Genomic DNA, 16242 nt, shown 5'->3' with positions numbered 1-16242 from the left:
TTAACATAAAAAATACGAAAATGAGGTCACATTATGCAGGTACTGGTTTTAGGTGCAGGAGTGGTTGGCGTAACGAGCGCTTGGTATTTAGCCAAGGCTGGCCATAAGGTAACTATAATCGATCGACAGGTCGATGTCGCGTTAGAAACAAGCTACGCCAACGCTGGCCAGATCTCTCCTGGCTACTCTGCTCCTTGGGCCGGACCCGGTATTCCCCTAAAAGCTGTTAAGTGGCTAATGCAAGATTTAGCTCCATTTATGATCAGCGGACGCGATGTTGATACCCAAACACTCGCGTGGATGACCAAAATGTTATCCAACTGCACAGAAAGCGCTTACCACACTAATAAAGCCCGCATGGTTCGCCTAGCTGAATACAGCCGTGATTGCTTTATCGATCTGCGCAATGAATTAAATATAGACTACGACCAGCGCACTAAAGGTACCTTGCAAGTGTTTAGAACAGATAAACAGATGCAAGATGCCCAGAAAGATATCTCTGTTCTAGAAGAGAGCGGCGTAGATTTCCAAAACTTAGATCGCGATGGCTGTATCGAATATGAACCTGCCCTCGCGAATGTTAAGGAAAAAATCGTAGGTGGCCTTCGCTTACCAGGTGATGAAACAGGCGATTGCTTCAAGTTCACCAACGCCTTGGCTGATGAGTGTAAAAAGATGGGTGTCGAATTCATTATGAAAACCGACATTCTGAATATAAACACTGAAGGCGATCAGGTTGTAAGCGTTTCCACTTCGCGCGGCACCATGACAGCCGATTCTTATCTTGTTGCACTAGGCAGCTACTCTACCCCTGTGCTGTCTAAGATCGGTCTAAAAGTGCCTGTATACCCAATAAAAGGTTACTCACTAACCTTGCCGATCATTGACGAAAGCAAAGCACCAACATCCACAGTGATGGATGAAACTTACAAAGTTGCGGTGACCCGTTTTGATGATCGTATCCGTGTTGGCGGTACTGCCGAGATCGCGTCCTACAACAAAGGGCTGGAAGAGAAGCGTAAAGCCAATGTGGAATTTGTGGTTAACGATCTATTCCCGGGCGGCGGCTGCACAGAGAATGCTGAATTCTGGACAGGCTTACGCCCAATGACACCGGACGGCACACCAATTTTAGGTGAGACTCAATTTGAGAACCTATTCCTTAATACGGGTCACGGCACACTAGGCTGGACCATGTCGCTAGGCTCGGGCAAATACGTGTCTGACATCATCAGCAACACCGCTCCAGATATTGACAAAGAAGGCCTATCGCTAGCGCGCTACGCCTAAATACTTATCACCCTATAACAACTATTTTTGGAGAACCGGCTGCTCCCACTGTCCGGTATCTCCTTTTTTATTACAGGAATAAAATCATGCAGAAAGTTACAGTTTCCACAGACAAAGCACCTGCTGCGATTGGCACTTATTCACAAGCAGTTAAAGCGGGTAACACTGTTTATATCTCTGGCCAGATCCCGTTGAACCCAGCAACAATGGAGATGGTAACTGAGTCATTTGAAAGCCAAGCGGTTCAAGTTTTCGAAAACCTTAAAGCTGTTGCAGAGGCTGCTGGCGGTAACTTAAACGACTTCGTAAAGATCACTGTTTTGCTTTCCGACCTAGAATATTTCGCGCAAGTTAATGAAATCATGGCGAAATACTTTGAAGCCCCTTATCCTGCTCGCGCAGCTTATGCAGTAAAAGCGTTACCAAAAGACGCTGACATAGAAATTGAAGCTGTTATGGTTGTATAAAACCAACCAAACGAAACTATCTGAACCAACAGTCCGGAGTGAGTATGGCTAGAGCAGCCACAGCAACCATTAACTTAGATGCTATTCGACATAACTATCGCTTAGCTAAATCCGCAGCCCCAGATCAAGGAGCATTAGCCATTATCAAGGCTGATGCCTACGGTCACGGCGCAGTTAAAGTTGCACAGGCCCTAGAAGATGAAGCCGATGGTTTTGGTGTTGCATGTATTGAAGAAGCAGTAGAGCTTCGCGAAGCGGGCATCAACAAACCAATCCTTCTATTAGAAGGCTTCTTCTCAGCCGATGAACTGAACTATATCTCTGATAAAGAGCTATGGTGCGCTATTCATAGCGTGGAACAGATCGATATTCTGGCTAAAGCTGACATAGATAAACCTATTAACGCTTGGCTAAAAATGGATAGTGGCATGCACCGCTTAGGTGTGAAGCCAGAAGATTACGCTGCTGCGTTTGAAAAACTGTCTCAGCTAGATCAGGTCAAAGAGGTAGTTCTGATGAGCCACTTCTCATCTGCTGACGAACCTGAGCTTTCAGCCACCAATGAACAGATCCAACGCTTTGATGCAGTAGCCGCAACTCTCAATGCAGCGGTTAGCTTAGCAAACTCTGCAGGCACGCTCGCACATGAAGATGCCCGCAGAGATTGGCAGCGTCCCGGCATTATGCTGTACGGCGCAACGCCATTTGCTGAGTCACAACCACTGGCCGATCAACTGCAACCAGCGATGACCCTAAGCTCTGAAGTGATCGCAGTGCGTGAGCTTGAGGTGGGCGAACCCGTTGGCTACAGCCAAACCTGGAGATGCAGCCGCCCAAGTAAGATCGGCACAGTTGCGATCGGTTATGCCGATGGTTATCCACGTCATGCTAAAAGTGGCACACCAGTTTTAGTCGATGGACATAAAACGCAAATCGTTGGTCGCGTTTCGATGGATATGCTGGCAGTAGATCTGACAGATATCCCGACGGCTAATGTCGGCAGCCATGTGGAACTGTGGGGAGAAAACCTTCCTGCGACTGATATAGCCAAGTGCAGTGACACTATCCCTTACACCCTATTTACCGGCATTACCCGCCGCATACATAAGAAATATATTTGAGAACACAATGAGTATTGAACGTATTGAATCTACTGATCGCATGAGCCGTATTGTTAAGCACAACGGTACCGTTTACCTATGCGGTCAAACCGCTGGCGAAGCACAGTGGGACATTGCAGAACAAACACAACGCTGCCTAGATAAGGTTGACGATCTACTAGCTAAAGCTGGCAGCAGCCGTAATCAGATCCTTTCTGTAACCGTTTATATCCGCGATATGAAAGACTTCGCGGCAATGAACGCTGTATGGGATGCATGGGTTGCTGACGTAGAAAAACCAGCACGTGCATGTGTTGAAGCGCGAATGGCCCGCCCAGAAATTCTAGTAGAGCTATCTGTTACGGCGGCTTACTAATACGCCATAAAAAAGGGGATCAAATGATCCCCAAAATTCGCCAGAAAACTCTACTCCAGCTACTAGTCGCTATTTTTTTATTTTAAAAATCACCTTGCCGTACAAATTATCCAAGCCAAACCATCCCATCTTTTCAGAAGCTAAACTCGTCGGGTTATCCCCTTCCAACAAATAACGTCCATCTAGGTCTATAGCTGCAACGCGTTTAATCATTCTTTTATATTCGGGGTGATCACACACAACCAAATCGCCAACATTGATGCGTTTTAACCTCCGCCATACACAGACGAAGTCTCCAGCGCTTAATGTAGGAAACATACTATCTCCAACGATTTTGACGATGTTTAGCATTCGATAACCTAGTCTGTTTTAACCCAATTTTGGATAAGTAACCTGTTCTGCAGGCGGATAAGGACATGTCGCCGTAAAAGTCTCTACGCCCTTTGTTTTCCAGAAGGCTTCTGCAAATGTATTTACGCGATTCAGAAGATCTAATGCAGCTTCGCGATCAATGTTTTGTTTAACTTTTGATGCCTGCAGCATAATGCCGTGCACTTGATCATGAGCATCTGGAATCTGTTCAAATTGCGGTGCTTTAAAGTAGTCACCCCAAATCACTCGTACTTCTTCTTTCACTTGTAGCGCATGCTTTTCTTTCTCAGAAACCAAACGCGCTAATTGTGCTTGTTGAGCCAAGGTTAGAGGCTCACCCGTATCTAGTTCGGTAATCAGATCGACCATACGAATAACGGTTAATGCCGCAATTTGTGCCGTCGCAGGGTCATAAATCTTACATGGGATATCACAGTGAGCTTTTGCTGTCGTAAACGCTAACTTGCTATCCATTGCACTTAAAATTTTGTGAAGCATGGCACCTATCTCCTTCGGCCTTTCTAAAATTCAAATTGATATGATTAATGGAGATGCAGGCCATTACAGCGCGGCTGCATCTCATGAGGTAATTCGGCGTGGTATTTATGGAAAAAGCGATTCCATTCTGTATGCAAACAATTCCCTGCTCTTAATACAGCGATTTTTTGCAGTTCGCCTAAATGCCGCTCTGCCAACAATCCCTTTAGATAAATAGATGCGTCCTCAAAAACCTCTGCAGCCTGAACCACTTGATCTAATGCGATGTAGGTATCAGCCAAATTAAAGTGGCTAACCATCACCGCAGAAAGCAACTTATCCGAATCTGGGTCAAGCTGACCTTCAAAACATCTGACAGCTTGTCGTAACGCTCGCTGGCATAACTCTAATGCGGTGTAATAACAATGTGTTTCATAGGCCTTATTCGTGGCCTTCATCAACTCTTCCCACTGCTCCATAACGCGTCCCTGCTTGGCTGTGAAGTTTATAAACCGCCTTGGGTTAACTTGGCTGGATCGAGTAATTTCTGTAACTCTTCCACTGATAGATCGGTATTTTCTGCCGCAACTTCAACAACAGGTCGTCCCTCTTTATAAGCTTGCTTCGCAATCTCAGCCGCTTTCATGTAACCAATAATAGGGTTCAGAGCTGTTACCAAAATTGGATTACGAGACAGCGCATGGTTTAGCTGTCCTTCATTCACCTTGAAGCTGGCAATTGCTTTATCCGCCAGTAGACGGCTTACGTTGCTTAGCAGCTTGATGCTGTTGAGCAAATTGCTCGCTACTAAAGGCAACATTACGTTCAACTCAAAATTGCCCGACTGGCCTGCTACGGTAATAGCAGCATCATTACCAATCACCTGAGCAGAGACCATTGCTGCTGCTTCTGGAATAACGGGATTCACTTTACCCGGCATGATCGAAGAACCTGGCTGTAGCGCTTCAAGCTCGATTTCCCCAAGGCCAGCTAGAGGGCCAGAGTTCATCCAACGTAGGTCATTGGCGATTTTCATCACGGAAACAGCTGTCGCTTTCAGTTGACCAGACAGTGCAACCGCGACATCTTGTGAAGCGATATGCGCAAAGAAATCATCTGCGGGAGTAAATTCCAAACCGGTAAGTAGGCTTAGTTCGGCATTAAAGTTTTTAGCAAACTCAGGATGGGCATTAATGCCGGTACCTACAGCAGTGCCGCCCTGCGCAAGACTCTGTAAAGTTGGCTGAATTTGTTTTAGATGACGAATATTTTGCTTAATTTGAGTCGCCCAACCATTAAGTGGCTGACTCATCCGAACCGGCATCGCATCCATTAAGTGAGTACGCCCTGTCTTCACATAACCATCAACGGCTGCAGCTTTATCTTCAATCGCTTTCTGTAGATATTCCAACGCCGGCAGCAGCTGCTCTGATAGTTCAACTGCAGCACTGATATGAATACTGGATGGGATAATGTCGTTACTACTTTGACCACAGTTTATGTGATCGTTTGCACCTACATTGTCGCCATAAATATCAGACGCAATTGCAGCCAATACTTCGTTAGCATTCATATTGGAGCTTGTACCAGAACCTGTCTGGAACACATCTACCGGGAAGTGACGCATCAGGTCATCTTCATTTAGCAATTGCTCAACCGCTTGAGCAATCGCACTACCCATCTTCTCTGGAATTTGATCTAGCGTGACATTGGCTTTTGCTGCCGCAGCTTTAGCTTGTAACAGAGCGCGAATAAATGCCTCTGGCATCGGCTGACCACTCACAGGAAAGTTATTCACAGCACGCTGCGTTTGGGCTGCATATAAAGCATCAACAGGCACTTCTAGCTCGCCCATACTGTCTTTAGCTATACGTGTCTTACTCATCTTATTTATCCTTATTTTTCCTGACTGTGGTTAACGGCTTAGACCTGACAGTACGTAATGACAGGTCATGTTCAGCTCATACTTAAGCTTGCACAGGTAAGCCTGCCCATCCCGATTATTTGCAAACAACCGCGCCAATTGGCCAAGAGGCTTATTGATGTTATCTAGGCAGCAACAACGCCAATGACTAGGTATGAGTTCATCCGCTACCGTATCTAACAATAGACGGAACTGACGTTCATAGTGCTGCTTCAGCGATTCCACACTCTTCTGCCGGCATGTATCTATATCCAAGTAATGACTGATCAAACTTGGATTATCCGGTTCTTTTGCAAAACGTATCTGCTTCTGGACATGTTGCAGATATTCGTTAATTGGCGAATCAAACTGAGCTGTTTGCGACATAAAAACAACCAAATCTAAATGATAATTACTTTCACTATACATTAGATTTAATTTACCGCAAGAAATACACATCAAGAATCCAGAATAAATGAGATTGAAAATGATTCTCAATAATATACTATGTTATGACATAACATTTAAGGGATAGGCAAAAATGAAAAAAGGCATTCACCCTGATTACGACTACGTTATCTTCCGCGACACCAGCTGTGGTCAAGATTTTCGTATCCGCTCAACTGTTAAATCATCTCAGACTGTTGTTTGGGAGGATGGCAATACATACCCACTTGTTACACTAGATATATCCAGCGCATCACACCCTGTTTATACCGGTGAAAAACGTCAGGCGAAATCTGAAGGACGTATTGCTCAATTCAATAAACGCTTTGGTAAACAACAGCGTGCATCTAAATAGGAATAGCAATGCAGGTACTGAGCTCTTTAAAAACAGCTAAGAAACGCCACCCAGATTGTCAGGTTGTGAAGCGTCGCGGAAAACTTTACGTGATTTGTAAATCAAACCCGCGCTTTAAAGCACGCCAAGGAACAGGCAAGAAGAAATAAAACTAGAGAGGATGCAAAAAAACAGGGGCCCTAAGGCCCCTGCGTTCTCAAGCGGGAAAATGCTTAAAGAAGATTGATTGGGTAATCCAAGATCAAACGGATATCACTGATGTTAGGAACAACAGAATCATCACCATTCACCTGCGCAACACGCAGTTGAACACTCAGATCTTTCGCCTTACCACTTTGTACAGTGTATTTAGCATCTAGGTTTGTTTCACGACGCTGACCATCTGTACCACCATCGTAATCAATATCCCAAGCTTCAGTGTGACGCGCCATTAGATGTAAGCCTGGAATTGAAGGAACATCGTAATCTACGCGGAACTGAAGAGCCTGCTCATCATCTGCGTTAAAATCTAGTAGCTGTACTGCACCGTAAGTGAAGTACTGAGTATCATCTTGACCGCCCCACTGAACGTTATAACCATCATTACCACCCACAGTTTGATAGTTAACAGTGTATGCCCAGTTACCTTTAGCAAAACGTGCAGTCAAGCTTGTTAGGTGGCTGTCGTAATCTGCCAATAGGTGGCCATCATCTTCACCACGCATATGGCGCGCATCTAGAGTTACGTCATACTCACCCATCTTAGTTGGGTAAGTAAGGTTTAACCAAGATTGCTTCATGTAATCATCAGCTACAGCGTACTGAACTTCTGCTTTAAGACCATTAGCAAACGTATAGTCACCACCAACAGAAGCAATACCGTAATCTTCGCCGTTTACTTCATACTCATCAAAGCCCTGACGAGTGTTACGTGAAGCTTCATCTGAATAGAACGCATAAAGGTTCATATTATCCAATGCAATATCGCCGTAAATCGCCTGCGTGCTTGGCGCAGATAGGCGTGACTGAAGATCGTTCAGTAGAGGCGTCATCATTACCATGCGGCCTGCACGGATATTTACATTATCCAGAGGCTTCAGTTTAACGTATAGGTTTTCAACTGCTGTATAACCATTACCACCTGCCGCCAACACGTCAGATAGGTTATCGGTCTTATCGTTTTCCAAAGCCACAACTTCAGTAACAGTTGCATCAAAACCAACGAAGCCACCAAAGTATGGAGAAGCAACGTCGAGTTTGAACGCTTGACCCGCAGCAATAGTGTCTGGGATACCCTGATCAAAATCACGGTTCATGTAGAAAGTACGTAAACCTAAATCAACTTTAAAACCGTCATTTTGCGCTTCAGCCGCGATGCTGGAGCCGCTAGCTACTGCACCGAATGCCAGAGCCGCTACGCTTAGTTTTTTCTGAAACATAATAATGTAACAAACCTGAGTTATTATTTGCGAAGGTGGCTATTTTAAGAAAATAAAGGCAGGCTTTTTCTTTGTAATTTTCAGGTTTGCAGGGTTTAACGCTCGAAACTGGTGCGTTCGCAGAAGAATCCATCAAAAATGACAATTTTCGTCATTTAAATATCATTTTCGCTGGTGTTTTTTAGGTGAATGCACCATGAAGGGTGGAACTTTTTCTAACTTTCACAGTCCTTCGCAGCATCAAATAGCGCTTTCAAAACGCATCTAACTATTCTTCTCGCCAATCAGTCATACCGTATTTAGAAAGTATTTCCTGTAACTGACCGCTCTTGCGTAATCGCTCTATTCCATCGGAAAGAATCTGAGCGTATTCCTGAGACTCACCTATAACCGGAGAAAAAGCGATATAGGACTTTTCAAACTCTTTTGCACTACCCGCGACTTTAAAATGATCAGCCTTATTTAGAAGATTCGCGGTGTACCAAAACACAGGTTCAGCTTCGACCAGCATATCGATCCGCTTCAAAGACAGCATCTGTATACCTCGATGAAGGGGCTGCTCGCTTCCCAACATTGTCACACTATCGGAGCTATTATTCTGAATATAATCCCGCAATTCATCGCCATAATCGTAACCACTAATAGCAGCTAGTTGATGGCCTTGCAGCGATTCGACCCCTTGATACTGCCAATTCGAATCTTTATGTACAAAAAAGGTATTACCCAAAATTGCTAACTCTTGCTCAGGTAGAACAAACCCCGGCACATCGCCTTTAAAGGCACCAACTACTGCATTGATATGTCCTTTCTTCGCTTCCTGAATAGCACGAGACCAGTTCATCTCTATGTACTGAACCTCTATCCCCTTCTCTTCGAATACATCTGTAGCTACCTCGATCATAAAACCTGGTAAAGGCGCATTTGCCTCGCAATTAAATGGGCACCAGCGATCCGCAGCAATTACAATCTTTTCCGCTGATAATCCGATTAAGGAATAGACCAATAAAAGGGCTGCACAAAATATCCTAAGCATTTGAGACATCGTCATCCAAAACAAACATCAAGCCTTACAATGTAATACAGAAGAAAGACTCCCTCAATACACCTAATTCCTATAAGGGTTTTACCCACTAAAAACCTCTAAAAGCCATACAAAAAGTCAAAAGGCCCACACAAAAAACTTTAACTTTCATTCAAGAAAAACAGCTACTAGGCTTACTTAAGGTTCTAGGGATATAGGTAGCGCGTGGAAAAACCTGAATTGGAGCAACTACAACAACGGCTCAATCTCTTTGAAGCGATTGCAGATAACGCTACAGCCGTTATTGCCGCTAAAGATTTGGATGGACGTTACCTCTATGTAAACCAAGAATATTCCCGTTTATTCCACCAAGAGAAACATAGTTTCTGCGGTAAGACCGATCATGAAATATTCCCCGAAGATATTGCTACGGCTTTTCGGCAAGCTGATCTACAAGTGATCGAGAGAAAGGAAGTCATTACCGTAGAAGAAAAAGCTCCCGTTGATGGTAACATTCGTGACTACCTATCGATTAAATTCCCCATCACTGATTCTGAAGGAAACATCTTTGCGACTGGCTTAGTCGCCACCGATATAACGGAACGAAAAGCAGCAGAACAAGAAGTCCTGCGTTTATCTCGTGTGGATCACCTAACCCAAGTAGCAAACCGCTCCCTACTTGAACAAAGACTAGGCGAAGCCATTGAAAAAGCAAAAGCCCATAATCAGTTGATCGGTGTAGCCATTGTAGATTTAGATAAATTTAAACCCGTTAATGACACCTACGGTCATCATGTGGGCGATTCAGTTTTAAAACTGATGGCGGAAAGACTAATGCACTCCTGTCGTAGTTCGGACACTGTTGCGCGATTAGGGGGGGATGAGTTTGTCGTAGTTTTAGAAGATCTAGAAACAATGCAGGATGCCATATCTTCACTCCATCGTAGCGTTGAGACTCTCCATGACACTTACCATATAGAATCAAAAACCATCAAACTTAGCGCGAGTGCCGGTCTTGCTTTCTACCCTCAAAATGGCACCGAGATCATCCCACTGTTAAAAGCTGCAGACGAAGCGCTATATAAGGCGAAGAGACAAGGCAGGAACCAAGTACAGGTTGCCACAAATTAATCGATATCACTCAGATAAGTTGGGTTACATTGAGCACAACATACAAATCTGTATGGGAACCTCAAGATTACGCAAGCCCACGATGATTGGTTGAATTTAACCTTGTAATTGATTCAGTTCTGGAGGCTTTTATTGGCTGATCCCTATCTTAAACCTCTCACTTACATGAGCTTCATAACCAGCTAACAACGTTGGAGTAACTACCAGAAAAATCAATTAAGTTGTATAATTACTGGGCAATTGGATTTTGCTCAATACTATATGGAAATAAACGTCGTATCATGATGCCTAACGCAGCTTTAGTTTCAAAGATAACAACGTGGGGGCTAATCGCTCTCTCGGCTGCGCTTTGTGCCCAATTTATCTGGCTTTTGATAGTACCGAGCACCATTTCTTTACCCGATTCACCCTCTATTCAGCAAAAGATCCAATCTGTCGAAAAATCCCACTTCACATACAACGCAATAACAAGTGCCAATTTATTTGGTATCCCGCCAACAACACCGACAAAGAAAGAAACAAAACCTCAAAAAGTAACTCGGCTAAAAATAGAGGTTATTGGCATCATTAGCAGCGAACATGAACGGAATGTCGCACTAATTAAATACAAAGGGAAAAGAGGCTCCGTTCTCGAAGGGGAACCTCTCAGTTACTTTGGATCAACTGACATTATCCTGACAAAAATAAATAAAGATCAAATCACAATAGATAACGATGGAAAAAATGAAATACTTCCATTGAAATCAGGCCAAGACAAAGATATTGGATTAACCCCCATAATCGAGAATAACGCTCAGTCTCCATCGCCAACGAATGTCCAAAATGCCCCACTGGTATCCTCATTTAACTATACCAACAACAGACGATTGCAAAAGTTTATCCATAACTGGAGCACCCGACATTCTAAGCAACCAAACTACCTTTCTCATTTTGTTGTACTAGAAGAAACAAATAAATCTGATACAAAAGGCATCAGGGTTATAGCCGGCAAAGATCGATCGCTTCTAGCACTAACCCCCTTAAAGCCTGGCGATATCATTACACACATAAATGAAAAAGCTGCTGGGAATTACTCCCAAGCCCAATTGCTTGATTTAATAAAGAATTCATCACAGTTCTCTCTTCGTCTCCAACGAGAACAACAAACCCTGACCTTTGAAATTGAAATTTAACTATGAAAAAAACTAGCTTTATTTCAGTACTGCTGACCTGGTTAATCCTATCTTTTGCTCCCCAAGCAACACTTGCAAAAGATTACAACCTGAACATGCAAGACGTCGAGATCCGTGATTTTATAAACACAATTGCAAAATTAGTGGGAAAAACCATCATCATCGATGAAAAGGTTAAAGGCAAAATTTCCATAGAAAGTCCCCAAGCCCTAACCAATGAAGAGCTTTACGAAATTTTCCTAATTCAATTAGGCATTAAAGGCTACACCGTCGTCGATAACGGCTCCGGCATTCTTAAAGTAATTCCCGCTCAAGGAGCAAAACTGCAAGGTGCAGAGGTTGGCTTTGGTATACCGGAAAGCAATAGTGAAAAAATAATCACTCAAGTCATCGAAGTAAAAAATGTAAATAGCAATCAACTAGCAGCAACCTTACGCCCTCTGGTAGATGCGAAGATTGGTGTGATCGCAGCATATGCCACATCTAACGTGATATTGGTGACAGATAGAGCCTCCAACGTAAAACGGATTTCTAAAATTATTCAGGAAGTAGATAAAGCCGATTCACAACGCCTATCTATAGTGAAGCTAAAAAACGCATCGGCAACCGAATTAGAGAGAACGCTTAATTCCTTAACTCAGCAACAGGGAAAAGAGCAAAACCGGACACCTGCCAAAATATCTGCAGATACTCGAACCAATACTTTAATAATTCGAGCAGAACTTCCTGATTGGTTAAAACTAAAGAAAATCATCGAGCAGTTAGATGAAGAGGTTGAGAGTACGGCGAATCACAAAGTCATTTACTTAAAATATGCTAAAGCCGCAGATGTACTGCCAGTATTAAAAGGCGTGAGTAGCAGCATTGTTGAAAACTCTTCTCAAAATAGCTCTGGTAAAGCCTCCCCTGTGGCGATCAAAGATGTGACCATCAACGCTCATGAACAAACCAACTCCATAATCATCTCCGGTGACCCTTCTATCATCAGCGACTTGGAAAACATCGTATCCAGCTTAGATATCCGAAGAGCTCAAGTAATGGTAGAGGCAATCATCGCTGAGATCAGTGATTCCAAAGCTCGTGAGCTAGGTGTGCAGTGGCTCTTTACTAACGACAATAAAGCAATTTCAGCAGTTAATTTCCCAGGCGCAGGGAAAGGGATTGTAAATTTAGCTTCAGCTTACAACGCTGGAGAAGCTACAACGGGTTTTGCTTCCGAAGGCTTTAACCTAGGTGTAGGCAAATTCCGAACCAATGGATTTTCTTTTGCCGCTCTATTACAAGCACTCTCGACTGATCAAGATGCAAATATCCTCTCCACTCCTAATCTAGTCACTTTAGATAACGAAGAAGCTAGTATTCACGTAGGTCAAGAAGTGCCCGTTATCACCGGATCAACAACTAGTTCGGATAACACAAACCCTTACCAAACGATCGAACGTAAAGACGTTGGTATCAAGCTCAAAATAAAACCTCAAATAAATGAAGGTAGTGCAATCCTATTGGAAATCACTCAGGAGGTATCATCTATTTCAGGCTTACAAGCTTCGGATATTGTGACAGATAAACGAGTCATCGAAACGACGGTCTTAGTCGATGATGGTGCGATGCTAGCGCTTGGTGGCCTAATGACCGACGATGTTCAGGAGCAATACTCAAAAGTCCCTCTTCTTGGAGATATCCCCGGTATAGGTAGAGCATTTCGTTCGGACCAAACCAAACGCACTAAACGAAACCTTATGATCTTTATCCGTCCGAAAGTATTAATGGATCAGGCTTCAGCAACTACCGAATCACGTAAAAAATACAATACCTTGTATGCGCAGCAAGAAAGTAAACATAAGCAAGGTATAAACCTAATGCCTGGTGAACAGCGCCCTACGCTCCCTTCTTGGGATGACAATGAGTTAGCGCCTCAGTGGTACCTAAACCAGCCACTTCCGAACCATGTTAATGAGAAAGGGCAAATTCAATATATTCCATCTGATCAATTTTTCTAAAGGTCATTATTAGAGAATGAAGCCATCGACCATGCTCCCTTTTGGCTTTGCCAATAAACACAACATTCTGATAATAGAGTCAGACTCAGGGATCGCGATTTATTATTCTGATGAAACGCCTCTGCAGGCGTTAGGCGAAGTGAATAGACACATTAGTGGTATCCCGGTTTTTGAGAAAAAAGATGCAGATACACTAAAATCGGAAATTACCCAGCATTACAAATCTGCTGACACTAGTCTGGACAGCATTAATGACCTACATGAAACAGTGCAACTGGATGAGCTTAACCTCGACGATAATTCGACTGTAGACCTGTTAGATAGCCAAGACGATGCACCTGTAATTCGAATTATTAATGCATTATTTACCCAAGCGCTAAAGCAAAAAGCTTCCGATATTCATATCGAAACATTTGAAAACTGCATGTCCGTCAGGATTCGTGTAGATGGCGTGTTACAAGAGATCCTACAACCCGATCATCGTTGGGCACCTAGACTCATCTCTCGTATTAAAGTCATGGCCAAACTAGATATTGCCGAAAAGCGAGTTCCACAAGACGGAAGGGTTAGCCTTCGTATGGCAGGCCAAGCCTTAGATGTTCGAGTCTCGACAATGCCATCTATTCATGGGGAACGCGTGGTTCTCCGATTACTGGAGAAACACACACAACAATTAGAACTGACTCAGCTCGGCATGCCAGATGCTACTAGAACAAAGCTAGTTGGCTTACTCAATCAACCCAATGGCATTATCTTGGTAACAGGGCCAACGGGCTCGGGTAAGACAACAACGCTCTATGCTGGGCTCACGCTATTAAATGAAAAGTCTCGCAATATATTAACCGTAGAAGACCCAGTAGAGTACGCGCTAGAGGGGATCGGCCAGACACCTGTAAATACCAAAACAGGAATGTCGTTTGCTAAAGGCCTTAAAGCAATACTTCGTCAAGATCCAGATGTTGTAATGATTGGTGAAATTCGAGATGCAGAAACAGCGCAAATTGCAGTTCAAGCCAGCTTAACGGGTCACTTAGTTCTTTCAACTTTACATACAAACGATGCCCTCGGAGCGATAACGCGTTTAACCGATATAGGTGTGGAGCCTTATCTAATTTCATCATCTCTTAAGGGCGTACTGGCTCAACGCCTAATCAGAACACTATGCCCTCACTGCAAAGAGGCAACGACGCTATCCCCGACTGATGCAGATAGATTAGGTAACACCCAACTAGCAGGGCAACCAGTATATCAACCTAAAGGATGCAACGAGTGCAATCAAACTGGCTATGCTGGGCGATTGGGCCTGTACGAGCTTTTACAAGTAACACCTGAATTAGCACGCGACATTCACTCCAAAGTCAGTGAACACGACCTTAAAGGAACTATAAAAAGTGACCATCGCAGCATGTTAGATGAAGGAATCAGTGCTATTTTAAAAGGCGAGAGCTCCGTCAATGAAGTTTTAAGAATGGTTAAGGACGCCTCGGATCATGCCTTCCTATGAATATCATGCGCTAGATAAAAGCGGCAAAAAACAGCGCGGATTTATTGATGCTGATTCAGAAAGGCAAGCACGTCAGAATCTCCGTGACCAACAACTTTTACCAAACCGTTTAGTTGAAGTGAAAGAAACGAACAGCAAAAAACGCACTCTTTTTGCTGGCAAGGTTTCGATACAGCACCTATCACTGTTTACCCAACAACTTGCTGCACTCGTCCAATCTGGCGTTGCGATTGAAGATGCTCTACAAGCCACGTCTGAGCAAAGCACCCACAAACATTTAAAGGCTGCGTTACAGGGCGTGAAAAGTAAAGTCCGTGAAGGGCATACGATCGCAGAAGGCATGGCAGATTATCAAAACATTTTTCCACCTATCTACCGTGAGCTAATTCGTGCAGGAGAAAAGTCAGGCGAACTCACTCAAGTACTCCTCCAACTTGCAGATTACACAGAAAGAAACCAACGCTTGCGCAACAACGTCATGCAAGCCTCTATTTACCCTATTGTTTTAACCTCGGTTGCGATAACAATTATTAGCCTACTCATGGCCTATGTTGTTCCGAAAGTAGTCGAACAATTTGATCATGTAGGCCAACAACTACCTTTACTGACCAGAGTGATGATTTCTGTATCAGATTTTGTTGTTAACCATGGCGCTTCGCTGATAGCTGGCTTAATCGGCACTATTGTAGTCTGCAGTTATTTTTATAATAAACAGCATATAAAACTCCGCGTACACAAAGTGTTTTTAAAAACACCATTTATCAAGAAAGTAGTGATCAACCTAGAGACCGCCCGCTTACTAAACACCCTAAATATCATGTTGCATAGTGGGGTTCCGCTACTCGATGCGCTCTATACCAGTCAGCAGACCAGTGGGAATTTACATTTTAAAAGCAAGTTACAAACGATTGCGGAAAAAGTGCGGGAAGGTGGCAGCTTAAATAAAGCCATGTCTACAGCGGACTTGTTCCCCCCTATATCCATTTTTATGGTTGCGAACGGAGAGCTCAGTGGTGAATTAGCCACCGCGTTGAAAAAATCGGCAGAACAACAGGAACATCAACTCAACAGTATTATTTCCATTGTGACTAAGCTTATTGAGCCTGTGCTAATCATTGTTTTTGGCTTAATCGTGTTGGCCATAGTGCTCGCGATTCTATTACCAATTATGCAATTAAACGATCTTACCCAATTTTAAAAGGAACTAGA

Annotated in this window: 18 protein-coding genes; 11 read left to right on the top strand and 7 right to left on the bottom strand. The window is 43.6% G+C overall.

Annotated features, from left to right (window positions below; translation table 11 throughout):
* Positions 1-33 precede the first annotated feature (33 nt).
* From ACMXYS_RS05020 to ACMXYS_RS05005, 4 genes are all read left to right on the top strand, one after another.
* Positions 34-1290 carry a D-amino acid dehydrogenase gene (locus ACMXYS_RS05020; protein WP_415897797.1) on the top strand — a complete coding sequence of 419 codons (1257 nt, stop codon included), beginning with the start codon at positions 34-36 and terminating at the stop codon, positions 1288-1290.
* Positions 1291-1376: 86 nt separating this feature from the next.
* Positions 1377-1757: a Rid family detoxifying hydrolase gene (locus ACMXYS_RS05015; RefSeq protein WP_415883854.1), complete on the top strand. Its 381-nt coding sequence runs from the start codon at positions 1377-1379 to the stop codon at positions 1755-1757.
* A gap of 44 nt (positions 1758-1801) precedes the next feature.
* Complete coding sequence (gene alr, locus ACMXYS_RS05010; protein ID WP_415897796.1) at positions 1802-2878, top strand: alanine racemase; 1077 nt, start codon at positions 1802-1804, stop codon at positions 2876-2878.
* A 7-nt stretch (positions 2879-2885) separates the two neighbouring features.
* Positions 2886-3233 (top strand): RidA family protein, encoded by a 348-nt coding sequence (locus ACMXYS_RS05005; RefSeq protein ID WP_415883852.1) that lies wholly within the window; start codon positions 2886-2888, stop codon positions 3231-3233.
* Between the two features lie 69 nt (positions 3234-3302).
* Here ACMXYS_RS05005 and ACMXYS_RS05000 read toward each other — a convergent pair whose 3' ends face one another.
* The 5 genes from ACMXYS_RS05000 to ACMXYS_RS04980 are packed head-to-tail and all read right to left on the bottom strand — an operon-like array spanning position 3303 to position 6372.
* Positions 3303-3551, bottom strand: a complete 249-nt coding sequence (locus ACMXYS_RS05000; protein WP_415897795.1) for a S24/S26 family peptidase — start codon at positions 3549-3551, stop codon at positions 3303-3305.
* Positions 3552-3602: 51 nt separating this feature from the next.
* A complete protein-coding gene (gene sodN, locus ACMXYS_RS04995; protein WP_415883850.1) occupies positions 3603-4103 on the bottom strand; it encodes a superoxide dismutase, Ni in 501 nt (166 codons plus the stop codon).
* Positions 4104-4147: 44 nt separating this feature from the next.
* On the bottom strand, positions 4148-4561 hold the full coding sequence (locus ACMXYS_RS04990; protein WP_415897794.1) for a hypothetical protein: 414 nt from the start codon (positions 4559-4561) through the stop codon (positions 4148-4150).
* A gap of 26 nt (positions 4562-4587) precedes the next feature.
* Positions 4588-5967, bottom strand: coding sequence for a class II fumarate hydratase (locus ACMXYS_RS04985; RefSeq protein ID WP_415897793.1), 1380 nt, complete (start codon positions 5965-5967; stop codon positions 4588-4590).
* A 30-nt stretch (positions 5968-5997) separates the two neighbouring features.
* The gene (locus ACMXYS_RS04980; RefSeq protein WP_415883847.1) at positions 5998-6372 is read right to left on the bottom strand and encodes a hypothetical protein; all 375 of its coding nucleotides are present in this window, start codon (positions 6370-6372) and stop codon (positions 5998-6000) included.
* A gap of 154 nt (positions 6373-6526) precedes the next feature.
* Between ACMXYS_RS04980 and ACMXYS_RS04975 the strand changes: the two genes are divergently transcribed.
* Both ACMXYS_RS04975 and ykgO read left to right on the top strand, forming a co-directional pair.
* The gene (locus tag ACMXYS_RS04975; RefSeq protein WP_415883846.1) at positions 6527-6787 is read left to right on the top strand and encodes a type B 50S ribosomal protein L31; all 261 of its coding nucleotides are present in this window, start codon (positions 6527-6529) and stop codon (positions 6785-6787) included.
* An 8-nt stretch (positions 6788-6795) separates the two neighbouring features.
* Positions 6796-6936, top strand: coding sequence for a type B 50S ribosomal protein L36 (gene ykgO, locus ACMXYS_RS04970; protein ID WP_415883845.1), 141 nt, complete (start codon positions 6796-6798; stop codon positions 6934-6936).
* Between the two features lie 63 nt (positions 6937-6999).
* Here the strand turns inward: ykgO and ACMXYS_RS04965 are convergent, their stop codons facing one another.
* Both ACMXYS_RS04965 and ACMXYS_RS04960 read right to left on the bottom strand, forming a co-directional pair.
* Positions 7000-8205, bottom strand: coding sequence for an OprD family outer membrane porin (locus ACMXYS_RS04965; RefSeq protein WP_415883844.1), 1206 nt, complete (start codon positions 8203-8205; stop codon positions 7000-7002).
* 268 nt (positions 8206-8473) lie between these two features.
* Positions 8474-9247: a substrate-binding periplasmic protein gene (locus tag ACMXYS_RS04960; protein ID WP_415897792.1), complete on the bottom strand. Its 774-nt coding sequence runs from the start codon at positions 9245-9247 to the stop codon at positions 8474-8476.
* A gap of 204 nt (positions 9248-9451) precedes the next feature.
* On the opposite strand from ACMXYS_RS04960, the gene ACMXYS_RS04955 reads away from it, so the two are divergent.
* The 5 genes from ACMXYS_RS04955 (at position 9452) to gspF (ending at position 16231) form a co-directional block, all read left to right on the top strand.
* Positions 9452-10357, top strand: coding sequence for a diguanylate cyclase domain-containing protein (locus tag ACMXYS_RS04955; RefSeq protein WP_415897791.1), 906 nt, complete (start codon positions 9452-9454; stop codon positions 10355-10357).
* A 281-nt stretch (positions 10358-10638) separates the two neighbouring features.
* Positions 10639-11529 carry a type II secretion system protein N gene (locus tag ACMXYS_RS04950; RefSeq protein ID WP_415897790.1) on the top strand — a complete coding sequence of 297 codons (891 nt, stop codon included), beginning with the start codon at positions 10639-10641 and terminating at the stop codon, positions 11527-11529.
* A gap of 2 nt (positions 11530-11531) precedes the next feature.
* Positions 11532-13529: a type II secretion system secretin GspD gene (gspD, locus tag ACMXYS_RS04945; RefSeq protein ID WP_415897789.1), complete on the top strand. Its 1998-nt coding sequence runs from the start codon at positions 11532-11534 to the stop codon at positions 13527-13529.
* A gap of 16 nt (positions 13530-13545) precedes the next feature.
* Positions 13546-15033 (top strand): type II secretion system ATPase GspE, encoded by a 1488-nt coding sequence (gene gspE, locus ACMXYS_RS04940; protein WP_415897788.1) that lies wholly within the window; start codon positions 13546-13548, stop codon positions 15031-15033.
* Entirely contained in the window at positions 15020-16231 is a 1212-nt protein-coding gene (gene gspF / locus ACMXYS_RS04935) for a type II secretion system inner membrane protein GspF (RefSeq protein ID WP_415897787.1), read from the top strand. The genes gspE and gspF overlap by 14 nt, the downstream gene beginning before the upstream one ends.
* Positions 16232-16242 lie beyond the last annotated feature (11 nt).

Source organism: Neptuniibacter sp. QD57_21, assembly GCF_047778075.1.
Taxonomy (GTDB): Bacteria; Pseudomonadota; Gammaproteobacteria; order Pseudomonadales; family Balneatricaceae; genus Neptuniibacter.
Note: the sequence above shows the minus strand (reverse complement) of the source record. Positions and strands in the feature narration are given on the sequence as shown.

Coding starts and splice junctions, on each gene's coding strand:
- ACMXYS_RS05005 (WP_415883852.1), top strand. CDS start 2,886: ATGAGTATTGAACGTATTGAATCTACTGATCGCATGAGCCGTATTGTT.
- ACMXYS_RS04990 (WP_415897794.1), bottom strand. CDS start 4,561: ATGGAGCAGTGGGAAGAGTTGATGAAGGCCACGAATAAGGCCTATGAA.
- ACMXYS_RS04985 (WP_415897793.1), bottom strand. CDS start 5,967: ATGAGTAAGACACGTATAGCTAAAGACAGTATGGGCGAGCTAGAAGTG.
- gspE (WP_415897788.1), top strand. CDS start 13,546: ATGAAGCCATCGACCATGCTCCCTTTTGGCTTTGCCAATAAACACAAC.
- gspF (WP_415897787.1), top strand. CDS start 15,020: ATGCCTTCCTATGAATATCATGCGCTAGATAAAAGCGGCAAAAAACAG.
- ykgO (WP_415883845.1), top strand. CDS start 6,796: ATGCAGGTACTGAGCTCTTTAAAAACAGCTAAGAAACGCCACCCAGAT.
- ACMXYS_RS04950 (WP_415897790.1), top strand. CDS start 10,639: ATGATGCCTAACGCAGCTTTAGTTTCAAAGATAACAACGTGGGGGCTA.
- ACMXYS_RS05020 (WP_415897797.1), top strand. CDS start 34: ATGCAGGTACTGGTTTTAGGTGCAGGAGTGGTTGGCGTAACGAGCGCT.
- ACMXYS_RS04980 (WP_415883847.1), bottom strand. CDS start 6,372: ATGTCGCAAACAGCTCAGTTTGATTCGCCAATTAACGAATATCTGCAA.
- ACMXYS_RS04965 (WP_415883844.1), bottom strand. CDS start 8,205: ATGTTTCAGAAAAAACTAAGCGTAGCGGCTCTGGCATTCGGTGCAGTA.
- alr (WP_415897796.1), top strand. CDS start 1,802: ATGGCTAGAGCAGCCACAGCAACCATTAACTTAGATGCTATTCGACAT.
- ACMXYS_RS04960 (WP_415897792.1), bottom strand. CDS start 9,247: ATGTCTCAAATGCTTAGGATATTTTGTGCAGCCCTTTTATTGGTCTAT.
- ACMXYS_RS04975 (WP_415883846.1), top strand. CDS start 6,527: ATGAAAAAAGGCATTCACCCTGATTACGACTACGTTATCTTCCGCGAC.
- sodN (WP_415883850.1), bottom strand. CDS start 4,103: ATGCTTCACAAAATTTTAAGTGCAATGGATAGCAAGTTAGCGTTTACG.
- gspD (WP_415897789.1), top strand. CDS start 11,532: ATGAAAAAAACTAGCTTTATTTCAGTACTGCTGACCTGGTTAATCCTA.
- ACMXYS_RS05015 (WP_415883854.1), top strand. CDS start 1,377: ATGCAGAAAGTTACAGTTTCCACAGACAAAGCACCTGCTGCGATTGGC.
- ACMXYS_RS05000 (WP_415897795.1), bottom strand. CDS start 3,551: ATGTTTCCTACATTAAGCGCTGGAGACTTCGTCTGTGTATGGCGGAGG.